The following is a 23778-nucleotide window of genomic DNA, read 5'->3' as shown; positions in this document are numbered from 1 at the left end:
AAACCGGTATTACATTCCGTAATAGAAATAAATATTTCCTGTATTATACAAAGATCCTGAACCTAAAGCTCCATCACAATACTGAACAACTGATCCTCCTAGGTTATCATTAGCATTAGCAAAAGGAATCGTTGTAGAAATAGGAATACTAACTGGTCCTAATGTAAATGTAAAACCTATAGATAAAGAACCTGTATTATCAGGACTATCTTCTTCATACCATTGTACATGTATTTGCTCACCATGTGTACAATAATCCCATGTAAAAGTTTCCCAATTAGAGGTCACCCATTTTGTTGATGTACAGGTTCCCCAGAAATTAGAATTTCTCAGCGAGCTTTTAGAGAAACTACCTGCTTTTAGAATAGTTGTGGTTTCTGCATTACCAGTTATCGAATTAAGGTATGCATATGTAACTGAGGCTCTCATTTCTCGATCTCCTTCAAATAAATTACTTGTAGATGAAAACGCAGAACAGCTTGTAAACTTAAATTGCTTTATTTTATCCTTTGCGGTATAATTCGTGCGATCACATCCTGAGGGAGCAACACAATCAGGCTCTTCTGGGCATCCATTATTAGATGCTGGTCCTGCTTCATCTGGACAATCGTCATCAGCATCAGGGATACCATCTCCGTCTGTATCAGGTTCTGGTTGGTCACAATCTCCTAAACAAATACACTGATACAGTTCGTTAAGTTGCATTACCTGTATAATTAGATAATCATTACCACTGATTACCGCTTGTGCAAACAATGCCATAATAGCATCATAAAGAGAATCACATGGATCTGCCACTGGGAAATAAATAAACTTTTCTAATTTATTACCATTCACAGAGATAAAACTTTTTGCATCGACCAAAACTATTCTTTCGTTCTCTTTAATTCCGAAAATAGTTTCTTCCTTAGTATACTCGGTCACTTTTACTTGTTCTCCTCTAGCATTATATCCTGTATAAAATTCTATTTCAGAATCACCCTTTTCTGCAGTTTCATATGCTACGGTAACAGGGTTCTCTAATAATTCTGGATATTCAAAATAGAGATCATTAACATAGATTGTACCGTAAGGATCTGCTTTTACAATTTCATTAGAGAAAAAATCATTTGGGATGTCTTCCCTGAAATTTTCATAATACGTTTTTTGTAAAAGATCTGCCAAGGTACCAACACTGGTTTTCGTGTCTTTAATTGACAGGTATAAAGCTTCGGTATCACCATTTGGTTTTCTACTGGCTTCTTTAACAATAATCTCTTTAATTTCGTCATTACCAGAAATAGCAAGTGCTAAAGTTTTTGACAGAATGTCCCTTGCTTCTGTTTTTGAGTATTCTGATCCCAATTTAGAATATTCTAAGCTACCTTTATTAGCAAATGTTTCTATTTTTGCTGATGCTTCTTCGTGCTCCATCGAACTTTCGGTAAGTTCATCTTTAGAACAAGAAAATACAGTAATTGCTACTGCCAATAAAATTGTGAATTTGGTTACTATCGTTTTCATTGTGTTAAATTTTAATACACCTACTCTATTTAGGCTTTTCGGTTTCCGCCTCTGAAGGTCTTTACTCTTAAGAGATCAATACGAAAATTCATTACCCACTTTTCTTTCAAAAAAAAATATTTTATTTACAAATAACTGAAAGCAAAACACTTAAACACTTTTATTTTTTAAATTATTCTGTATGTATTAACCGTATCTTTGTACTTACTTATTTAATAAACATATAACTATGTTAGGTTTAAAATTGGCAACCGACCCTCGTTGGGCAAAGCTTGCTGAATCAAATATTGAAGAAATCTTAACTGACCATGCTTGGTGTGAGCAAAAGGCGGCTACAAATGCGATAACCATTATTACTCTCAACTCTGAGCATACTGATTTGGTCACAGATTTGCTAGTTTTGGCGCAAGAGGAGTTACAGCATTTTCAAATGGTACATGATATTATTAAAAAAAGAGGATATACTTTAGGTCGAGAACGTAAGGATAGTTATGTTAATGAGTTGTTTAAATTTAGAATGCGAGGAGGAAGTCGCAGAGAAAGTTTGGTCGATAGGCTTTTGTTTTCTGCAATGATCGAGGCTAGAAGCTGTGAACGTTTTAAACTTCTTTCAAAAAAAATAAAAGATCCAGAATTATCAAAGTTTTATCATGTTCTGATGATTAGTGAGGCGGGGCATTACACTACCTTTCTTGGCTTTGCTCGTAAATATGGTCAGGATATTGACGTAGATAAACGTTGGGAAGAACTCTTGGAGTTTGAAGGAAAACTTATTCAGAATTACGGTACTTCAGAAAGTATTCATGGGTAATTAATATGCTTTATTTATTAATCAGCTTATTAACATAATAGGAATAGACCACCTCTCATGCCTAGTCATAGTAACCCAAAATGGAGCTTTACTTTTTAATGCTAATTCTAAATGAGTTCCTCTTAACTGTTCACAAGCTTCTGCACCAATTTTATAATTCCAAATTTGAAAGTAATCAGTTATCACATCTTCTACATCTCCAAGTAAATTACCTATTTCTTTAGATTGTTCTACTATAGGATTTATTTTTTTTATCATTTCATTGATTGCGATCGAAACCGGAATTTCTGCAAAATATTGGTCAATAATGTTTCCGTGTTCCAGTTTTAGTTCAATCCCTGATAAATCGCGAGGACCGAGATCGGTCTTAGATAAACTCCCTTTTGTTAAACAACTATCAAACCCATATGCTAATGCTCCACCAATCTCTCCTCTTCCATAATACCATTGAAAATCTAGAGCTCGGATTTCATTTTTCTTGACACAATGTTGTAAACCACGTTTAATCTCTTTCTGAAATTTATTTTTAATATCTTCTGCAGGCAAATTATAAATTACTTCGTCAACTTTTTCTAATAACCACTCCAATTTATTACTTTTCAGCCAATCCCTAATCCCTGTTTCTCTTTTTAGTAACCTCTTTGCAAATTTATCCATATGATTCTTAAAAATTAATATTCAGGATTTTAATCTCTTAATACTGCACGGTGTATGCGACAAGAAATGTAATATATCAATTATACCTCTACATCATTTTACAATGCACTACATTTTAGAAGCAATCCCATTTTTAAAGACGAACCAAAAATATGACCATTTTGGATCATTTTCACAAACAGACCGATGCGTTTTCTTATTATTACTATTTTATGCGAAACTTTTAATTTTTAAATCAATGTTTTTCTAAGAATTGTAACAGGGTGCAACGCTACCCGATCTGTTCCATCTTTTATCTGATGCCTACAACTTGTGCCAACAGCAGCAATGATTATTTCTTTTTCTGATTTTCTAATAGCGGGAAACAAGGTTTGCTCTCCTATCTGCATACTAATATCATAGTGTTCTTTTTCATACCCAAAAGACCCAGCCATACCGCAGCATCCCGAAGGTATTATTGTAACCGTAAAGTTTTTGGGTGTATTAAGTATTGTAAAAGTTTTATGGATACCTGACAAGGCTTTTTGATGACAATGTCCGTGCAATTTGATGACTTTATGTTCCTCACTAAATTGATCTGTTGTTATCCAACCATTTTCTACTTCTGAAGCCAAAAACTCATCAATAAGAAAGGTTTGTTTTGCTATAGTTTCGGCGGTATTTTTATCTGATGCCAATCTCAAATATTCATCTCTTATGGTTAATATAGCCGAAGGCTCTAGTCCTATTAATGGTATTTCAGAGTTCAAAACATTCTTAAAAGTTACGATATTATAATCTGCCAGTTTTTTTGCTTGTTTTAATAAACCTTTAGAGATAAAAGATCTTCCACTTTCTTTATGATCTACTACTTCAACCTTATAATTTAACTTAGTTAATAATACAATAGCATCAATTCCTATAGATGTATCTAGATAATTCGTAAACTCATCTATAAAAAAGCATACTGTTTTAATAGGTTGATTAGGTTGTATTTTATACAAATTTTGTTTGCACCAACTACGTAAAGATTGATTACTCAATTCGGGTAAATTTCTTTTTGAGGCAATCCCAAAAGAAGTTTTTAGGATATGAGAAGTAAATTTATTTCTAAAAATAAAATTTGTAATCATCGGGCTCAAACTTCCGAAGGCATTTAATTGATTATTATAGGCAAAAAGTTTTGTTCTCAGCGAAACTCCATTTTCCTTTTGGTACTGATATTCAAATTCTGCTTTTAATGCAGCCACATCTACATTCGAAGGACATTCACTAGCACAACCTTTACAACTAAGGCATAGATCAAACACATTTTTTAACTCTTTGGTATTAAGCCTATTAACCTGTTCACTGTTTGTCAAAAATTCTCGCAGTGCATTCGCTCTTCCTCGTGTTGTGTCTTTTTCATTTTTTGTAACCCTATAGCTAGGACACATGGTACCTCCTGCTTCTACCGATTTTCTACAATCTCCGCTACCATTACATTTTTCGGTAGCCCTTAGTATTCCTAAGGAATCACTAAAATCAAGTAGTGTCTCTACTAGAGGCTCTTCTCGATCTATTTCATATCGTAGCTTTTGATCCATGGGATAGGAATCAATTATTTTTCCTGGATTAAAGATGTTATCAGGATCAAAAACTCCTTTAATTCTTTTTAAAATCTGATAATTTTTATCACCTATCATAAACGGGATGTAACCAGCACGAACAATACCATCACCATGTTCACCACTCATAGACCCTTTATATTTTTTAACAAGTACAGCTACATCATCAGTAATTTTTTTAAATAAGGTAACGTCTGTTTTCTTTTTAAGATCCAAAATAGGGCGAAGGTGAATCTCTCCTGCTCCTGCATGTGCATAATAAACTGCATCTTGATTATACGATCTCATTAAATCTGTAAACTCGGCTATATATTTTGCCAAATCAGGAATAGCGACTGCAGTATCCTCTATACATGCAACCGCTTTTTTATCACCAACAATATTTCCTAGAAGCCCAAGCCCAGCTTTTCTAAGCTCTAAGGCCTGGTCAATTTCTGAACCATATAGTATGGGATTTGCATAACTTAGTCCCGAATCCTCAAGTGTCTTAAGTAATTGTGATTGCTGTTTTTCTAATTCTTCTGTAGTATCAGCTTTTAATTCTAACATAAGAATTGCTTCAGGGTTTCCCTCAATAAAAAAGCGATTTTTAAGCTGTTCTTTATTATTCTTGGTACAATCAAGAATAGTTCTATCCATCATTTCACAAGTAAACAATGAATGGCTCATAATAGGAGCTACTGCTTTCATACAATCATTGATACTAGCGAAATGCGCAGCAATCATTAGCGATTTGTTCGGAGGCAAACTATCTAATTGTAATGTGACTTGGGTTGTAATAGCAAGCGTACCTTCACTACCTGATAACAACTTACACATATTAAAACGAGAATCTATATCCGAAAAAATTTCGGTATTAATTAATTCATCAATTGCATAGCCAGTATTACGACGATGAATTTCGGGTTTAGGAAAATTGGATCGAATCTGCTCCTTGACAGACGAAGGAGATAATTCTTCATATATTTTATTATATATCTTTCCTTCTAATGTATCTAACTGCTTTTTTGTATTAAATTCAGTCAAAGAAATTTCTGAGAATACCGCCTCAGTAGTATCGGATAAAACAGCGTGCAATTCAATAACTTTATCTCTAGTGACTCCATATTGTATTGAGGTAGTACCACTACTATTGTTTCCTACCATTCCTCCGATCATACATCGATTTGATGTCGAAGTATTGGGTCCAAAAAAAAGTCCATACTCCTTTAGAAAACGATTAAGATCATCTCGTATAACCCCTGGTTGAACAGTTACTGTTTTTTTCTCTTTATCGACACATATTATTTGAGTAAAATATTTAGAGAGGTCAATCACAATACCATCTCCCACACATTGACCCGCCAACGAAGTACCTGCTGTTCTCGGAATCAGACCTATCTTATATTTTGAAGCAAAATCAACTATTCGTAGTATATCATTAACAGACTTCGGAAAAACAACTGCCAATGGAATCCTTCGATACACTGAGGCGTCTGTTGCATAGAGCGCTTTTGTTAACTCATCAATAAACACTTCTCCTTCGAGTTTATCATTTAGCGCTACTATTTCCTTATTAATCATAAACAATTAAATTCTTAAAGATTATTGATGTTTTCTTATAAAATCGATACAAAGAAAGTCTTCGCAATACTAATCAAAAAAATATAGATTTTGACATTTATAAGACTTTTTGATCTACTAATTACATAGGAAAGTATCGAAAAAAGACAAATAAAAAAATTAATGGGTAGGGTACTTTGTCCTATGCGCGTTCACTTAATGTCGATCAAAAGAAATAATAACTAATACTCAAAAAAGATGATGACAAGACAATCTCTGGCTTTACTAACGTTTTTATTTTCAATTATATTTGTGAATTGCACCAATACGGACAATTTCGATTTAGATGAAGAACTAGAAATTATTGATGAAGAACAACTAGAAGAAAATAATGATCCTGAGGAAAGTGAAGAAGAAAATAATAATTCTGAAGAAGAGGAAGAAGAAAATGAGGATTCAGAAGGAAATGAAGATGGAGAAGATAATCAAGGAAATGAACATACTGTAGACGGAACAACTCCGTTGCTTACCAATGTAAGAAACTATATTTTTGGACATAGCTTAATTCTTCATGCGACAGATTCTGATGAGACAACAGTACCCTATTGGTTAGGTGCTTTATCTACATCGGCAGGATATAATTATGCTGGAGATGGACAATATGGTTTTTTACCGGGTCACGCTAATCTTCCACCAACTGCACAATGGGGTGTTGATGGTGTACAAGGACTATGGAACTCTGAAGCGGGAACACCTTTTTCTAATGCTGACTTTAATACTATTTTACTGACAGCAGGGAATTTTGTTCAATATCAAGGGAGTGATGTACCTTACGATTTCGAAAACAATGTAGACAATGTAACTCCTATCTCAGCCACTTTGGATATTGTTGATTGGGTGGTACAAGAAGAGCCTGAGGTAACCGTATATATTTATGAAAATTGGCCTGATATGGATGGACTCATTAATTCGTTTCCTCCTACTGACTCAGAATTCGATTTTTACAACCAGCATACGATGGGAGAATTTCATGACTGGTGGTTGGATTATCATGATGCCATCATATCTAACCGACCTGAGATTAATGTCAAAATGATTCCTGTTGGCCCTATAATGAGTAAGTTATTTACTGATACACCTCTGAGCGGGATACCTGTAACTGATTTATATGAAGACGGTGCTCCTCATGGGAGAGCTACACTATATTTTTTGGCGAGCTTAATTACCTATTCTGCGATGTATGGAGTGCAACCACCTGCGAACTTTACTATTCCTGAGACAGTACACGCTTTGGTTCATGAAAACTATACAAGTACACTAAATATTATCTGGGAAGAATTACAGAATTTTAATACTGATAGCGGCAACAGTAGAGTTTGGTAAAAAAATAAAAAAAAACTGTCTATGAAAAAATCATAGACAGTTTTTTAAAAAGCAATTAAATTTATTATTGATCACCCAAAATTAATGGCATACCATCTTTTCCTGATCCTACCACAACTACTTTTGCATTAGGAGATTTCGATAATTCTAACGTTGCTTCTATTCCTTTTTCTTTTAGAATTTTATCAGTTAAAGAAGCGCTTAAAATTGTATTAGCAGCTGCTTTACCTTCTGCATCAATTCTCTGTCTTTCTGCCTCTTTCTTTGCTTTTTCGATTCTAAATTCATATTCTAATGATTCTTGCTCTTGCTTTAGCTTACGTTCAATCGCTTCTTTTATAGCAATCGGTAATGTTACATCTCTAACGAGCACCGCATTTAATTGAACATGCTGCCCATCTACTTTCTTTTTAGTTTCTTCAAAAATTTCGTTTTGAATTGCATCTCTCTTTGTAGAGTATAATTGTTCTGGTGTGTAACGCCCTACAACACTTCTCGCAACAGCTCTAATCTCTGGCACGATAACAATATTAAGATAATCCTCTCCTTTGGTTTGATGAAGCATACCTAGTTTTTCTATTTTAGGCTGATATAAAACAGATACATCTAATGATATTTCTAATCCATTCGATGATAATACTTGCATTTTCTTTTCGAATACTTCCTGCTGCTTGGTATTATAAACATATACTTTGTTCCAAGGAGCAATAATATGAAACCCTTCTCCTAATGCTGGTTCATCTGTTACAACTCCTCCACCGAAAGTTTTGAACAAAACACCTGCTTCACCATAACCTATATTAACTGATGATTTAGAAATAAATACAATCATTAATACAATTGCAATAAGAATAGGTAATCCTATTTTTGGTAATTTTTCCATAATAATAAATCTTGAGTTTTTAATTTTAAATTAGTCCATTATATTTTCGTGCAAACCATTCTATAGAAAGTAGGATAATCACAATAATCAAAAGATATTTCCAATCAATTAGAGACATTGTATTTTCTTTGCTTTTCTGAATAGCTTGATACCTTTGATCTTTCAATATATTATTTATCAATTCTTCTTGTTGATCTAGATAATATGCTGTTCCTTTAGTATTAGTAGCTAATTGGGTTAGTTTTGTTACATCTGCTGTAAGAAATTGTTGCTCTATATTATATTCGAGAATGGCAAAACTACCAGAACTTTTTATATTTTCACCCAACACTTCTACCGTATATTCATAATTCCCAGCTTCGAGGTTACTTAAATCGACTTCGTAAGAAGTATTCTTTAGTAACATGGGTATTGTTTGACTGGTATTAGTGTCTTTATTGGTAATATTAATTTTTAAATTTCCTCGACTATCAAACTCGTAATTCTTTGTAAAATACTCCGCAGTAATCTTAATATTTGAGTTTCCGTAATAAAATGATTCTGATGAAGTTGAAAGTCTTTTCTTCTTTTTATTAGATGCTAAATATTGAATCAACTTTCCAAAAAAATCATCAAAACCTTCAAATTTTTTAGTATCTAAATAGTTTTGTGCTCTCCATCTCCATATTCCTTCTCCTAATAACAGAGCTTCTTTATTTGTATCCTCTAGCGTAATTAATAATGGATCTTCGGTTTCTATATTACTAATTGTGCGATACAAAACAATATCATGATTTGTATTCAATGTAATATCGCCAAAGGTACCCAATAAAGGTGGATAATTCGTGAAACCTATATCATCAATAAGATAGGTATTATAATTGGAGTTAAATCTTGATTCGTAGTATTCGGTTTGCCTCGTTATTTCTTGTCTATATTTATTTTGAATACGGTTTAGAAAAACCCAATCTGTTTTTGCCCCCGTAATTGTTAAATAATTTTTTTTGTTGGTTGATAGATTTTCAAATACTTTTTTAAACCTCGTATTAGGTTGATATAAAATAATCAATTGGTAATCATCCAAATTTTTGACTTCATTTGGTCTATTGATAGTAATGCTTCGGCGTTCATTACTTTCTACACTCTTTTTTATTGCTCCTAAATCCGGATGTACCATATCACTTACAAGTAATATGTTTGTTTTTTGATCAATAACTTCTACCGCAAAGTTCTTTTTATTATTTATTATATTTTTTTCATTATCCTGCGGAATAAGTCTAGCAGTGTATTTTTGCACACCTGCACTGTTTGCGGGTAATGTAATATTAATAACGCTTGAATTATTTTCTTCTGAAAATGAAACAGGTTCAGAATATATAACTGCAGATCCAGAAGTAATCTGAAAGGTACTTGTTATATTTTTATAGCCCGAATATGTCAAAATAGCCTCTATAGGAAATTTATTTTTCAGGTATGCATATCGGTTTACATTAAGTTGTTGAATCTTAGTATCAACTACAGTCATTGTATCTCCCGAAATTATAGGGTATACTGCTTGTTTATAGCGGGTGGTACTGAACTGGTAATCCTTACCATAGGTTTGATTACCATCAGTAATAAGAAGTATCGGAGCGGTAGTATTTTTATAAACTTGGTCTAATTCTTCTAAGGTTTTTGATATATTCGTTTGTTTCTGATCAAACGAAGTATATATAGAATCATTTAAAACATCAGAAAATGAATAATACTTTAAATCAAACCTTTCACCAAGCTCTTTATTATCTTGTATTTGACTAACAAACTGAACTACCTCTTGATCCTTTTCGAGGTGTTTTATCGAAGAAGAGTTATCGACAGCAATTACCAATGTAGGTTTTTTGGTATAATAGGTATGCTGTTTGAAAGTAGGATTGATTAATAGCAAAAGTAATGCGAACACACTAAGGAAACGTATAAAAGAAAAGAAAAACTTTTTTTTCGTTGTGGTCTTTGCCTTATATCCATATTGAAATATCGCTACTATTAGTGCGATTATGAACGCTGCAATAATCAATAAAACTGTTTCTGCTTGCATATTTTGAACTTAGAAAGAGATCAATAGAAATAGGCCGATTAAATACTATGATATATTTATCGACCTATATCCATTGTCTTTCATATCTTATGTTAGCATTCCTCCATCTACATTAAATACTTGTCCTGTGGTATATTCACTTAAGTCACTAGCAAGAAAAAGACATGTGTTTGCAATATCTTTTGGCGTCCCTCCTCTTTTAAGTGGAATAGCATTACGCCATCCGTCTACTACTTTTTCATCAAGTTTTTCGGTCATTTCTGTTTCGATAAAACCGGGTGCGACAACATTACTTCTAATATTTCTGGATCCTAGTTCTAATGCTACTGATTTCGAAAAACCAATAATACCTGCTTTAGATGCCGCATAATTTGCTTGACCAGCATTTCCTTTTACTCCTACTACAGAGCTCATATTAATAATACTTCCTTTACGCTGCTTAAGCATTGTTCTTTGAACAGCTTTGGTCATATTAAAAACACTTTTTAAGTTTACTTCTATTACAGCATCAAAATCCTCTTCACTCATACGCATTAAGAGGTTATCTTTTGTAATACCTGCGTTATTTACCAAAATATCTATACCGCCAAAAGTTTCTAAAACATTGGCAATAAGTTCTTGCGCTTGTTCATAACTAGCTGCATTACTTTGATATCCCTTTGCTTTAACACCTAATTCATTTAATTCTTTTTCTAATGCTGTTGCTGCATCGACTGAAGAACTATAAGTAAAAGCAACATTTGCTCCTTGTTGCGCAAAAACCTGCGCTATTCCTTTACCTATACCACGAGTAGCACCTGTGATAATGGCTGTTTTACCTTCTAAAAGATTCATTAGTTTTAATTCTATTTTTTCGACACAATAGTGCCCTTTATGATTCAATGTAGTTTCAAATATAAGAATAACAAATAGCTCATCAACAATAAACCCTACGATTTCTCGCAGGGTTTATAAACAAATTACTGTATAACTAGGTTTAGCTAATTTATAGTTTTATATCTTCTTTTTTCTTTTCATAATTAAAGAGATAATCAATGTCAAATTCTTTAACAACTCCTAATTTTGACAGCGCCTTCATATCTATTTCTTTTTTATTACCAATAACAAGAATATTATAGGTTTCTCCTTTAATATTTTTCTCAAAAAATTCTTTAAGATCAGACATTGTCATGTTCTTTATTGCATGATAAATTTCTTCTCGATGATCTACTTCAATACCCCTATTCTTTAATCGTTCATATGTCCAAAAGATATTATCTTTTGTAATTCTCTTTGCCGCTATTTTTTTAAGGGTAGCTTCTTTTGCCTGCTTAAATTGTTGTTCTGATTCAGGCATATTGGTCATCAAATCCATCATTGCGTCTACTGCCTGGGACATCTTATTGGTTTGGGTTCCTATGTAGGCATATACATAATCTGATTGCCCTTTTTTACTTGCAATATCGTATTTAGAAAATGCAGAATAAGCAAGAGATTTAGATTCTCTTATCTCCTGAAAAACAATGGAAGACAACCCGCTTCCAAAATAGGTGTTAAATACACTTGCTGCGGCCATTTTTTTAGGATCTAATTCTGATCCTTTAGCTAGAAATACCATTTCGCTTTGAACCATATCATAATCCACAAAATAGACATTTCCTCCTGTTTCTTTTTCTACATACGTCAGTGCTTCAGGATACTCCTTTAAATCTTCAGTTATAGCATGGGTTTTATCTAGTGATGAGATAGCTCCGTTTATATCATTTCCGTAATAAAATATGCGATGTTTTAGTTCAGACAACCCTTTAATTTTATCTACTAATTCTTGAGGGTTCATAGTCTTCATTTCCTTTATAGTATAGATATTACGTAATCCTGAGTGTTCTCCATACTTACCATAACTCATAAGACCTCCCCATAGAATATTTCCTTTTTGGGTTTTCCCGTCTTGTCGCCCCTTTGCTATTCTATCAATATATTTATCATATGCTTCTTGGTTAGGAACCGCATTTTTCCATAAATCTTCTAACAATAATAAGCCTTGATCCAGATTTTCTTTAAGCCCCGAGATACCGACAAGAGTTTTATCCTCTGAAGAATTAATAGAGTAATTGATTCCTAATTTATAAAACTCTTTTTTGAGATCTTCTGGAGAATATTTATCAGTTCCTAAAAAATCAAAATACCCAGAGGCAATAGATAACATTTTATCATTATCAATCCCTAAATCAAAAATCAGATTTAGATTAAATAAATCATTCGTCTCATTTTCTACATACGAAACTTCTAAACCACTTTTTGTTTTGGTTGTTTTTATAGCACTTTTATAATCTACAAATTTTGGTTCTAGTGGTTTAGAATCTTTCTTCATCAAGTTTTGCAGAAAATGAGATTCTTTATCCCTATTAAGATCAATCGGTGTAATTTTCGGATTTTCTACCTTTACTATGTTTTTATCTTCTCCTTTTATTTTATGGACTTCTATATAATTAGTACTATAATTTTTATTTGCAAAATCTATTACATCTTGCTTCGTTATTTTATTCATATCATCCAACATAGCTAAACGATCTTTCCATTCTGTTGAATGTATAAAAGCACTTAAATATTCGTAAGCGATCGGGGTAGCATTTTCAAATTTTCTTATTTGGGTTAATTTAAGATCATTGATTACTGCGCCAATTAGCCAATCATCAAATTCTCCTTTTTTTATCTTTTCGATTTCATTTAACAACAGTTCTTTTACTTCATCAAGAGTTTGATTTTCTTTTGGCATACCATATAATAGATGAAATCCATAATCATTATCAAAGTTTGTAAAAGAGGACGCATACTGCACTTTTTGTTTTTGATTAAGATTGAGATCAATTAGACCCGCTTGAGAATTTGCTAATAAATAATCTATTAGAAAAAACATATTGTGTTCTTTTGTACCAAATCCCGGTGTTCTAAATGCCACATATATAGATTCTGCAGTTGGGCCATAAACTTCCTTTTTTCTGGGGGTTTGTATCTCTGCTTCTTCAGAAAAATCCGGATGGTTCACTTCTTTGTACTCATAAGACCCAAAGGCATCGTTTACTTTTTTGATAGTATCTTCGAATTCGATATCTCCTACCAAAATGATAGCCATATTATTAGGAACATAATATGTATCATAATACGCTTGAATAGCCCTCATAGAAGGGTTTTTTAAATGCTCTGACTCCCCAATGGTCGTTTGTTTACCATAAGGATGATTAGGATATAGTAGTTCTAAAGTAGCTTGATACTGCTTACTTCTATCACTATCTTGTGATCGGTTAAACTCTTCATAAACGGCTTCTAATTCTGTATGAAATAATCGCAATACTAATTTACTAAATCGTTCACTCTCAATATCTAGCCATTTTTCTAATTCATTTGTTGGGATTTTATTTACATAAACAGTTTGTTCATTTGATGTAAAAGCATTTGTTCCTTCTGCTCCAAGAGAATTAACCAATTTATCATATTCGTTAGCAATAGATAATTTAGAAGCTTCAAGAGAAACTTCATCTATTTTGTTATAGATATCTTTCTTTTTATCTTCATCTTTTTCTGCTTTATGCTCCTCATACAAATCAGATATCTTTTGCAACAATACCTTTTCTTTTTCATAATCTAGAGTACCTATAGAATCCGTTCCTTTAAATACCATATGTTCTAAATAATGAGCCAACCCTGTATTATCAGCAGGATCATACGTAGAACCAGCCTTTACTGCTATTAATGTCTGAATTTTTGGTTCTTCTTCATTTTTTGCTAAATAGACTTTCAATCCATTTTCTAGGGTATAAAGACGTAATCCTGTTGGGTCATTATTCACCGTTTCGTAACTAAAGCCTGATTTATCTGTATGCTTTTCTACAGTTATCTCTTGAGATATATTTTCATTGGATATTGCTTTTTTACAATTACTAAGACTACTAACACCAATCAGTAGAAGAATTAATTTAACGAATTTCATATTACTTTTTATTTTAAACACACGTTTGATGAACCAGATTCTTATCAAATAAAAATACCGACTGTACTTATAAAAATGGATAATATACTGACACTATATTGCAGCTAATATTACTTATTTTATTTATCTAATAATAAAGTCTAATTCTAGTTAATCTTACTATTATACGCGTTGTTACCAGTATAGTTACGTTTTTTAAGTTTTATTTAACACATTATTTCTCCGTAACAAACAAAAAACCTCTTGAATACATCCAAGAGGTTCTTTTATAAAAAATTATGCTTTATGCTTTTCTATTAGGCTAGTACCTTTAATACTTCTGCTACTTTTTTACCAATTTCGGCAGGCGAATCAACAACATGTATACCACATTCTCTCATTATAGCTTTCTTTGCTGCCGCGGTATCTTCACTACCTCCTACAATTGCTCCTGCATGTCCCATAGTACGACCTGCTGGTGCAGTTTCACCTGCAATAAATCCAACAACTGGTTTTTTAGTACCACTTTCTTGAATCCATTTAGCAGCATCTGCTTCTAATTGTCCACCTATCTCACCAATCATCACAACACATTCTGTTTCTGGATCATTGATTAATAACTCAACAGCCTCTTTGGTAGTAGTTCCTATGATTGGATCTCCTCCAATACCTATCGCAGTTGTTATACCTAATCCTTGTTTTACAACCTGATCTGCAGCTTCATAAGTAAGTGTTCCTGATTTTGAAACAATACCAACGTTTCCTTTTTTAAATACAAAACCTGGCATAATACCTACTTTTGCTTCTCCTGGTGTAATAACACCTGGGCAATTAGGTCCTATAAGTCTCGATCCCTTATCACTGATATAGTTTGAAGCTTTAATCATATCTGCTACTGGTATTCCTTCAGTAATAGTAATAATAACTTTTATTCCCGCATCTGCTGCTTCCATAATCGCATCTGCTGCAAAAGCTGGCGGAACAAAAATAATTGTTGTATCTGCACCTACTTCTTTAACTGCATCTTCAACCGTATTAAAAACTGGTTTATCTAAGTGAGTTTGACCTCCTTTACCAGGAGTTACACCACCTACTACATTAGTACCATACTCAATCATTTGACTAGCATGAAAAGTACCTTCACTACCTGTAAAACCTTGTACAATTATTTTTGAATTCTTATTAACTAAAACACTCATTACGTTGCGACTTTATTAATTTATTTTTAATTCTCAAAAATAAGCTTTTGAAAACTATATCTGAAATGAAAATTTACTTTTTTTGAAATAAAAGCTATACATTTTGAGGAGCATTATCTCCATGCTGACTGATCTGATATCCTTTATATAATTTTTCATCTTTAACTTCCCAAATGGCCATAAAATGGGCAATGGTTAATTCTTTATTAGGGACTTCTATCGGGTTTCCGTAATAGGTATACTGAACAGAGACCTTATTATTTTCTGATATAAGTTGTGTAATTTCACACGTAAGGGTTTCAAAAGATTGCGCTATATCAGAAAATATAGTGCGAATCTCATCAAATTTCTTTTTACTAAAACCAAAACTACTAACCCATTGTAACTCAATATCAGGATGCAAATATTCAGAAAGAGCGTCTATATTATTTACAAAATCTGTTTCATAAAAAGATCTTACAATATCTTTTACTGTCTTACTCATTCTTTTTCATTTTTTCTATTAAATCAGGAATTTGCCTGAATGCTGCTATTTCCTTATATTTTTTTCTAAATTCATCTGCCGGAGTACCAAAATAGCTTTTATTTCCGATCAATGATTTACTAACTCCTGATTGCGCCGAAATAATAGCTTTAGTACCAATAGTGATGCCGCTTGTAATACCTACTTGTCCCCAAATTGTAACTTCATCTTCTACAATTACACAGCCTGCGATCCCCACCTGCGAAGCTATTAAACATCGCCTTCCGATAACGGTATCATGTCCTATATGTACTTGATTATCAATTTTGGCTCCTTCTTTAATAGTAGTATCTCCTGTTACTCCTTTATCTATTGTACAGGCTGCACCAATGTCAACATTATCTTCGATAACAACCCTGCCTCCAGAAATTAATTTATCAAATCCTTCGGGTCTTTTCTTATAATAAAAAGCATCTCCTCCTAACACAGTTCCTGCATGTATAGTTACATTATTTCCTAGTACAGTGTTATCATAAATACTGACGTTGGCATGTATTTTACAATGATTACCAATGGTAACATTATTACCTATAAAACCACCAGGCTGAATTACCGTGTCATTCCCAATTTTTGCTGTATCAGAAATTAAAGACGTTGATTTCTCAAAAGGTCTAAAAAATGTAGTAAGTGTATTAAAATCTCTAAAAGGATCATCAGAAATAAGTAATGCCTTTCCTTTAGGACACTCTACTTCTTTATTTATAAGAATAACGGTTGCCGCACTTTGCAATGCCTTATCATAATATTTAGGATGATCAACAAAAACAATATCTCCATTCTGGACCACATGAATTTCATTCATTCCTAAAACCTGAAAATCCGGATCTCCTACAAATTCTGAAGAAATTATAGTAGCTATTTGTTGTAATGTATATGCTTGTGGAAACTTCATTATAAAAATTGAGAAAAGGATTTATTCTTTGATTCTTTCTTTGTACGTACCTTTTTCTGTCTCAACTTTTATTTTATCACCTTCGTTTATAAAAAGTGGCACCATTACTTCTGCTCCGGTCTCTACTGTAGCGGGCTTTGTGGCGTTGGTAGCAGTATTTCCTTTTACTCCTGGTTCTGTCGCCGTAACCTCTAATATCACACTTGCAGGCATTTCTACAGAGAGTGGCATTTGATCTTCTGAGTTAATAATTATGGTAACTACCTCTCCTTCCTTTAATAATCCCGGAGCATCGAGACTTGTTTTTTCTAAAGTAATCTGGTTATAGTCCTCGGTGTTCATAAAGTGATAAGTATCTCCTTCTGGATATAAAAATTGAAATTTATGCGTCTCAACTCTTACATCATCGATTTTATGTCCGGCAGAAAATGTATTATCAATCACTTTTCCTGTAGTTACACTTTTCAATTTTGTACGTACAAAAGCAGGTCCTTTACCTGGTTTTACATGTAAAAATTCAATAATTTTATATATATCATGATTGTACTTAATACACAATCCATTTCTAATATCACTTGTACTTGCCATTACTACGATTCTTTAATTTCTTATTAATTATTTAATCTAATATATTAATTAGAGAAATATCCTTTCATAATACCTCTTTGAGAGTTTTTTATGAATTCTAAAACTTCATCTCTTTCTGGTGTTGCTTCCATTTCTGCTTCAATGATCGCTACTGCTTGAGAATTATTGTAATTTTTTTGATATAAAATTCTATATATATTCTGTACTTCTCTAATTTTTTCTGTGGTAAACCCTCTTCTTCTTAATCCGATAGAGTTAATTCCGACATAAGATAATGGTTCTCTTGCTGCTTTTACATAAGGTGGTACATCTTTTCGTACTAAAGACCCACCAGTAACAAATGCATGATTACCAATACTACAAAATTGTTGCACAGCTGCCATACCTGCTAGTACCACATAATCACCTACATTAATATGCCCGGCTAACGTACTATTATTAGAAAAAATACAATTATCACCAACAATACAGTCATGAGCAATATGGCAATATGCCATAATCCAACAATTCTTACCTATTTTAGTTTTCATTCTATCGGTGGTACCTCTATTGATTGTAACACACTCTCTTATCGTTGTGTTATCACCTATTTCGGTAATCGTGTCTTCATCATTAAACTTTTTGTCTTGTGGGGTTGCAGAAATAACTGCTCCTGGGAAAATACTACAATTTTTTCCAATACGAGCACCTTCCATAATGGTTACGTTAGAACCTATCCAAGTTCCTTCTCCTATTACTACATTATTATGGATTGTAGTAAAAGGTTCAATTACTACATTCTTTGCTATTTTTGCTCCTGGATGAACGTATGCTAAAGGTTGATTCATCTGTTTTTTATTTTGTTTTTACAATTTGCGCCATAAGCTCAGCCTCTGTTACTAATTTTCCATTGGCATAAGCAAATGCTTGCATATGACATATACCTCTTCGTATTGGTGTAATAAGTTCTAGCTTAAATATAAGGGTATCTCCTGGTAAAACTTGTTGTTTAAATTTAACTTTATCTATCTTCATAAAATATGTGAGATAGTTTTCTGGGTCGGGAACTGTGCTTAATGCTAATATCCCACCTGTCTGTGCCATCGCTTCTACCTGTAGTACCCCTGGCATTACTGGAGCTCCTGGAAAATGCCCAGTAAAAAACGGTTCATTCATCGTTACATTTTTAAGACCCACCACATGCTTATCAGACATTTCCAAAATTCTATCTATCAGAAGAAATGGGGCTCTATGTGGTAACATTTGCATGATCTTATTAATATCCATCAATGGAGGTGCAAAAAGATCAAATTGAGGAACCTTATTTCGCTTTTCTATTTTAATTATTTTTGCCAACTTCTTAGCAAACTGAGTATTTACGAAATGTCCAGGTTTGTTTGCAATAACTTTTCCTCGTATTCTCGTACCTATCAACGCTAAATCACCGATTACATCAAGTAATTTGTGTCGGGCTGCCTCATTGGGATAGTGCAGCGTTAGGTTGTCCAGTATTCCATTTGGTTTTATAGCTATAGATTCTTTCCCAAAGGCAACCTTTAATCGTTCCATAGTACTCTCATTAAGCTCTTTGTCTACATAAACGATTGCATTATTAAGATCTCCTCCTTTTATTAATCCATGCTCTAATAACATTTCTAATTCATGCAAAAAGCTAAAAGTTCTTGCATTTGCTATGTCTTTTTTGAAATTAGAAAGGTGTTTTAATGATGCATTTTGAGTACCTAAAACTTTTGTCCCAAAGTCCACCATTGTAGTGACCTGATACTCATCTGATGGCATCACAATGATCTCACTCCCTGATTCTTCATCTACATAAGAAATCACATCTTTGACAATATACTCATGCCTTTCAGCTTCTTGTTCTTGTATCCCGGCTTTTTCTAATGCCTCAATAAAAAATTTACTGGAGCCATCCATGATTGGAGGTTCGGCAGCATCTAATTCTATCAACAAGTTATCAATTTCTAACCCGACACATGCCGCAAGGACATGCTCTGACGTCTGAATATTAACACCATTTTTCTCTAAATTTGTCCCCCTCTGTGTATTAACTACATAATTCGCATCTGCTTCTATGATAGGGTTTCCTTCTAAATCAACTCGGCAAAATGCATATCCATGATTTTCTGGAGCTGGCTTAAAAATTAAGGTTACTTCTCTTCCCGTGTGCAAACCAACACCCGTAAGTTTGACCTCTTTTTTAATGGTTCTTTGTTTGCTTAGGACAACATCACTCATTATTGTTTATCTTTTTCTCTAGTTTGTATAATCTATCCACTATTTTGGGAAGGTTTTTGAAATGCACATATGATTTATTATAATCAGAATATCCCAGTGCAGGTGATCCTTGAATCACTTCTTCATCTTTGATATTTCTTCCTATCCCAGACTGTGCTTGGATTTTTACTCTATCACCAATGATCAAATGTCCCGCGATACCTACCTGACCTCCTATTAGGCAGTATTTGCCTATTTTTGTCGATCCTGCAATACCTGTTTGTGCTGCAATTGCTGTATGCTCACCTATCTCAACATTGTGAGCTATTTGTATTTGATTGTCTAATTTGACTCCTTTTCTAATTACTGTGGACCCTAATGTCGCTCTATCTATAGTTGTTCCTGCACCTACATCTACATGATCTTCTATAACCACATTTCCTGTCTGGGGCACCTTACTATATTCTCCAGTTTCATTAGGTGTAAAACCAAAACCATCTGCTCCTATTATAACGCCGCTATGAATGACACAATCATTACCAATAATTGTTTCTGAATATATTTTGGCTCCAGAAAACACTACTACATTGTCACCGATAATTACATTGTCTCCAATATATACATTTGGAAAAACCTTTACATTTTTACCAATTTTTACATTTTCAGAAATATATGAGAAAGCTCCTAAATAAATATCCTCATTATACGCTGCTGTTTTCGCAATAAAACAAGGTTGTTCAATTCCTGTTTTATTGAGCTTAACCATATTATAATATTCTAATAGCTTAGAAAAAGCTTTATAAGCATCATCAACACGTATTAGTGTTGTTTTAATTTGAGATTCTGCCTCAAAGTTCTTATCAACAATAGTAATTGAAGCATTCGTAGAATAAATATACGGAGTGTATTTTGGATTCGACAAAAAAGTCAATGTTCCTTCCGTACCTTCCTCTATTTTCGCAAGTTTAGATACTTCAACGGTTTCATCTCCCTCGACTTCTCCGTTTAAAATACCCGCAATTTGTGTGGCTGTAAAAATCATTCTAGCAAAAGTATAAAAAATGTATTAATGTTTGTACTTGGGATGGCACATAAAATATTTGGTTACAGGTTTTGATAATGCTTCTAAATTAAATTGGTCTGTCGCCTTAACAATATCTACTATTTTACCTGATTTGTATAGAATATTGATATTCTGCTTATTCTGATGATAGGCCTGATTAGAGATAGAACCTTCAAAAACGAAATAATGAGCTTCCTGATCAGAAATTTTATATTTTTCTTTTATTTTTTTAATGTGATTTTCTTTTTTATCTAAACCAAATGGCTTGTTTTTTATTTTCACCTTTAGTAAATCTCTCTCAATGATCATTTTAGATAATTTTCTTAAAATAAAATCATCAGAATTAGTCCATTCCTTCATTGCCCAGATGATATCATAATCATCCAACTTAGAAAACATAGACAATACTTCTGGTGTAAAGTTTTCGGCAATTATCTTATTTTGAAGAAAAAATGTAAGAGCTTGACTCGCTTTTAAGGATACTCCTTGATTAGAAAGTTCTTTTGCTCTTTGTAAAACTCTAATGAGTATATTTTCTGCAACTAAACTCGTTTTATGTAGATACACCTGCCAATACATCAAACGTCTTGATAATAGAAACTTCTCTACCGAATAAATTCCTTTATCTTCGATAACTAATTCATCATTAACAACGGTTAACATTGTAATTAATCGTTCACTATTGATGTTTCCTTCTGCCACACCTGTATAAAAGCTATCCCGCTTAAGATAGTCCAAACGATCCATATCAAGCTGACTAGAAATCAATTGATGAAGAAAATTACGATGATACTCTCCTTTAAAAATTTGAATAGCCAACGTTAAACTCCCGTTAAATTCTTCATTAATTTGTTCCATAAACATCAATGAAATGGACTCATGATTCACTTCATTTACGATACTATGCTCCATAGCATGAGAAAATGGACCATGCCCAATATCATGCAATAGAATAGCTACATACAAAGCGTTTTCTTCTTCTTCAGAAATATTAACTCCTTTAAAACGAAGGACTCTCACTGATTTTTGCATTAGATGCATACACCCCAATGCATGATGAAAACGTGTATGATGTGCTCCCGGATAGACCAAATATGACAGTCCCATCTGTGAAATACGACGCAATCTTTGAAAATATTTATGTTCTATAAGATCAAAAATTTGTTCATTCGGTATCGTAATAAAACCGTAAATTGGGTCGTTTAATATTTTAAGCTTATTTCTCTTTTTCAAGTTCACTTTACCTTTACATGAGCAAATATACATATATGGATATTTCAAAATGAATTAAAATTGATGAACTTTTTACATTTAAATAAGACTTAAGTATTATTTTAGGTAAATACGTAATTAAAATTAAAATTATAATGAGTAAAATAAAGATATTATGGGTAGATGATGAGATTGATTTACTTAAACCACATATATTATTTTTAGAAAAGAAAAATTATGAGGTTACTAAATGTCAAAGTGGTACCGAGGCTCTAGAAATATTAGAAGAAAACAACTATGACATTATTTTTCTTGATGAAAATATGCCTGGCCTTTCTGGTATTGAGACATTAGCAGAAATTAAAGAGAAAAAAGATAGTGTTCCTGTTGTTATGATTACCAAAAGTGAGGAAGAATACATTATGGAAGAGGCTATCGGGAGTAAAATTGCGGATTACCTAATTAAACCAGTTAACCCTAATCAAATACTATTAAGCCTCAAAAAGAATCTCGACAATTCTCGTTTAGTATCAGAAAAAACAACCTCTAATTACCAACAAGAGTTTAGAAAAATCGCTATGGATATGGCGATGGTTAATTCGTATGAAGAATGGTCGGAGTTGTATCAACGTTTAATCTACTGGGAGTTAGAACTTGAGGGTATCGAAGACACGGGTATGTTTGAGATTTTAGAATCTCAGAAAGTTGAAGCCAATTCGCAATTTTGTAAATTCATTGATAATAATTATCCAGATTGGTTTAATGGGCATGCAGAATCTCCTATAATGTCCCACACTCTTTTTAAAGAAAAAATTGTTCCCGAAATTAGCAAAAACCAACCTACCCTCCTTGTTGTAATTGATAATTTACGTTACGATCAATGGAAAGCTTTTGAGCCTATCGTCAATAATTATTACAAAAAAGAACAAGAATCTTCTTACTGTAGCATTTTACCTACTGCAACGCAATATGCACGAAATGCAATCTTTTCTGGACTAATGCCTTCTGAAATGAAAAAGAAACATCCGGACTTATGGTTGGATGACACTGATGAGGGAGGAAAAAACATGAATGAAAATGAATTTCTTACTGCGCAACTGCAAAGACTCGGACTAGACATTAAACACGAGTATTATAAAATTACAAATGAAAGATCTGGAAAGACGCTAGCAGCAAATTTTAAAGGATTAAAAGACAATGACTTAACTGTTGTAGTATACAATTTTGTAGATATGCTTTCGCATAGCAAAACTGAAATGGAGGTAATTAAAGAATTAGCATCTAATGATAAATCTTATAGATCATTAACCCAAAGTTGGTTTAAAAACTCTCCTCTTTTAGAAATGATTCAGCAAGCTCAACAATTAGGTTTCAAACTTTTAATAACTACGGATCATGGGACAATTAATGTAAATAATCCTTCAAAAGTTATTGGCGACAAAAACACCAGCTTAAACTTGAGATATAAAACAGGTAAAAGCCTGACATATGAAAGAAAAGAAGTCCTAGAAGCTACTGATCCTAAAAAAATTCACCTACCATCAATTAACATGAGTAGTTCTTTTATTTTTGCCAAAGGTGATTACTTTTTTGCTTATCCCAATAATTACAATCATTACGTAGGATATTACAGAAACACCTATCAACATGGTGGAGTTTCACTCGAAGAAATGGTAATCCCTTTTGTCGTATTAAACCCCAGATAAGCATTAAATAAAAA

Annotated in this window: 18 protein-coding genes; 3 read left to right on the top strand and 15 right to left on the bottom strand. The window is 32.9% G+C overall.

All coding sequences use genetic code 11. The features are described from left to right. Positions 1-9: 9 nt before the first annotated feature. Positions 10-1503, bottom strand: coding sequence for a hypothetical protein (locus DZ60_RS25405; protein ID WP_025740380.1), 1494 nt, complete (start codon positions 1501-1503; stop codon positions 10-12). A 229-nt stretch (positions 1504-1732) separates the two neighbouring features. On the opposite strand from DZ60_RS25405, the gene miaE reads away from it, so the two are divergent. Continuing rightward, complete coding sequence (gene miaE / locus DZ60_RS0103015) at positions 1733-2314, top strand: tRNA-(ms[2]io[6]A)-hydroxylase (RefSeq protein ID WP_025740378.1); 582 nt, start codon at positions 1733-1735, stop codon at positions 2312-2314. A 21-nt stretch (positions 2315-2335) separates the two neighbouring features. On the opposite strand, the gene DZ60_RS22335 is transcribed toward miaE, so the two are convergent. Both DZ60_RS22335 and DZ60_RS0103005 read right to left on the bottom strand, forming a co-directional pair. Next, the gene (locus tag DZ60_RS22335; RefSeq protein WP_034228485.1) at positions 2336-2971 is read right to left on the bottom strand and encodes an LIC13197/LIC10919/LIC10469 family protein; all 636 of its coding nucleotides are present in this window, start codon (positions 2969-2971) and stop codon (positions 2336-2338) included. A 230-nt stretch (positions 2972-3201) separates the two neighbouring features. After that, positions 3202-6120: an FAD-binding and (Fe-S)-binding domain-containing protein gene (locus tag DZ60_RS0103005; RefSeq protein ID WP_034228481.1), complete on the bottom strand. Its 2919-nt coding sequence runs from the start codon at positions 6118-6120 to the stop codon at positions 3202-3204. 237 nt (positions 6121-6357) lie between these two features. On the opposite strand from DZ60_RS0103005, the gene DZ60_RS0103000 reads away from it, so the two are divergent. Then, positions 6358-7482 carry a T9SS C-terminal target domain-containing protein gene (locus tag DZ60_RS0103000; RefSeq protein WP_152537351.1) on the top strand — a complete coding sequence of 375 codons (1125 nt, stop codon included), beginning with the start codon at positions 6358-6360 and terminating at the stop codon, positions 7480-7482. Between the two features lie 64 nt (positions 7483-7546). On the opposite strand, the gene DZ60_RS0102995 is transcribed toward DZ60_RS0103000, so the two are convergent. The 12 genes from DZ60_RS0102995 to DZ60_RS0102940 all read right to left on the bottom strand — a co-directional run bounded on the left by DZ60_RS0102995 (position 7547) and on the right by DZ60_RS0102940 (position 22079). Continuing rightward, positions 7547-8365, bottom strand: coding sequence for a prohibitin family protein (locus DZ60_RS0102995; RefSeq protein ID WP_025740374.1), 819 nt, complete (start codon positions 8363-8365; stop codon positions 7547-7549). A 25-nt stretch (positions 8366-8390) separates the two neighbouring features. Further along, entirely contained in the window at positions 8391-10418 is a 2028-nt protein-coding gene (locus DZ60_RS0102990) for a hypothetical protein (RefSeq protein ID WP_025740372.1), read from the bottom strand. A gap of 87 nt (positions 10419-10505) precedes the next feature. After that, positions 10506-11252: a 3-oxoacyl-[acyl-carrier-protein] reductase gene (fabG, locus tag DZ60_RS0102985; RefSeq protein ID WP_025740370.1), complete on the bottom strand. Its 747-nt coding sequence runs from the start codon at positions 11250-11252 to the stop codon at positions 10506-10508. Between the two features lie 151 nt (positions 11253-11403). Next, positions 11404-14385 carry a M16 family metallopeptidase gene (locus DZ60_RS0102980; protein WP_025740368.1) on the bottom strand — a complete coding sequence of 994 codons (2982 nt, stop codon included), beginning with the start codon at positions 14383-14385 and terminating at the stop codon, positions 11404-11406. Positions 14386-14681: 296 nt separating this feature from the next. After that, positions 14682-15563, bottom strand: a complete 882-nt coding sequence (sucD, locus tag DZ60_RS0102975) for a succinate--CoA ligase subunit alpha (protein ID WP_025740366.1) — start codon at positions 15561-15563, stop codon at positions 14682-14684. 94 nt (positions 15564-15657) lie between these two features. Next, positions 15658-16047 (bottom strand): nuclear transport factor 2 family protein, encoded by a 390-nt coding sequence (locus DZ60_RS0102970; RefSeq protein WP_025740364.1) that lies wholly within the window; start codon positions 16045-16047, stop codon positions 15658-15660. Further along, the gene (locus DZ60_RS0102965) at positions 16040-16978 is read right to left on the bottom strand and encodes a UDP-3-O-(3-hydroxymyristoyl)glucosamine N-acyltransferase (RefSeq protein ID WP_025740363.1); all 939 of its coding nucleotides are present in this window, start codon (positions 16976-16978) and stop codon (positions 16040-16042) included. Before DZ60_RS0102965 ends, DZ60_RS0102970 begins: the two co-directional genes overlap by 8 nt. Positions 16979-16999: 21 nt before the next feature. Then, positions 17000-17566 carry an elongation factor P gene (efp, locus tag DZ60_RS0102960; RefSeq protein WP_025740361.1) on the bottom strand — a complete coding sequence of 189 codons (567 nt, stop codon included), beginning with the start codon at positions 17564-17566 and terminating at the stop codon, positions 17000-17002. Positions 17567-17610: 44 nt separating this feature from the next. Then, on the bottom strand, positions 17611-18393 hold the full coding sequence (gene lpxA, locus DZ60_RS0102955; RefSeq protein WP_025740359.1) for an acyl-ACP--UDP-N-acetylglucosamine O-acyltransferase: 783 nt from the start codon (positions 18391-18393) through the stop codon (positions 17611-17613). A gap of 7 nt (positions 18394-18400) precedes the next feature. Beyond that, a complete protein-coding gene (locus tag DZ60_RS0102950; RefSeq protein ID WP_025740357.1) occupies positions 18401-19804 on the bottom strand; it encodes a bifunctional UDP-3-O-[3-hydroxymyristoyl] N-acetylglucosamine deacetylase/3-hydroxyacyl-ACP dehydratase in 1404 nt (467 codons plus the stop codon). Beyond that, positions 19797-20825, bottom strand: a complete 1029-nt coding sequence (lpxD, locus tag DZ60_RS0102945; protein WP_025740356.1) for a UDP-3-O-(3-hydroxymyristoyl)glucosamine N-acyltransferase — start codon at positions 20823-20825, stop codon at positions 19797-19799. Before lpxD ends, DZ60_RS0102950 begins: the two co-directional genes overlap by 8 nt. A 24-nt stretch (positions 20826-20849) precedes the next feature. Beyond that, entirely contained in the window at positions 20850-22079 is a 1230-nt protein-coding gene (locus DZ60_RS0102940; RefSeq protein WP_025740355.1) for an HD domain-containing protein, read from the bottom strand. A 134-nt stretch (positions 22080-22213) separates the two neighbouring features. Between DZ60_RS0102940 and porX the strand changes: the two genes are divergently transcribed. Beyond that, a complete protein-coding gene (porX, locus tag DZ60_RS0102935; RefSeq protein ID WP_025740353.1) occupies positions 22214-23764 on the top strand; it encodes a T9SS response regulator signal transducer PorX in 1551 nt (516 codons plus the stop codon). Positions 23765-23778 lie beyond the last annotated feature (14 nt).

It is taken from the genome of Aquimarina pacifica, from assembly GCF_000520955.1.
Lineage (GTDB): Bacteria > Bacteroidota > Bacteroidia > Flavobacteriales > Flavobacteriaceae > Aquimarina > Aquimarina pacifica.
Note: the sequence above shows the minus strand (reverse complement) of the source record. Positions and strands in the feature narration are given on the sequence as shown.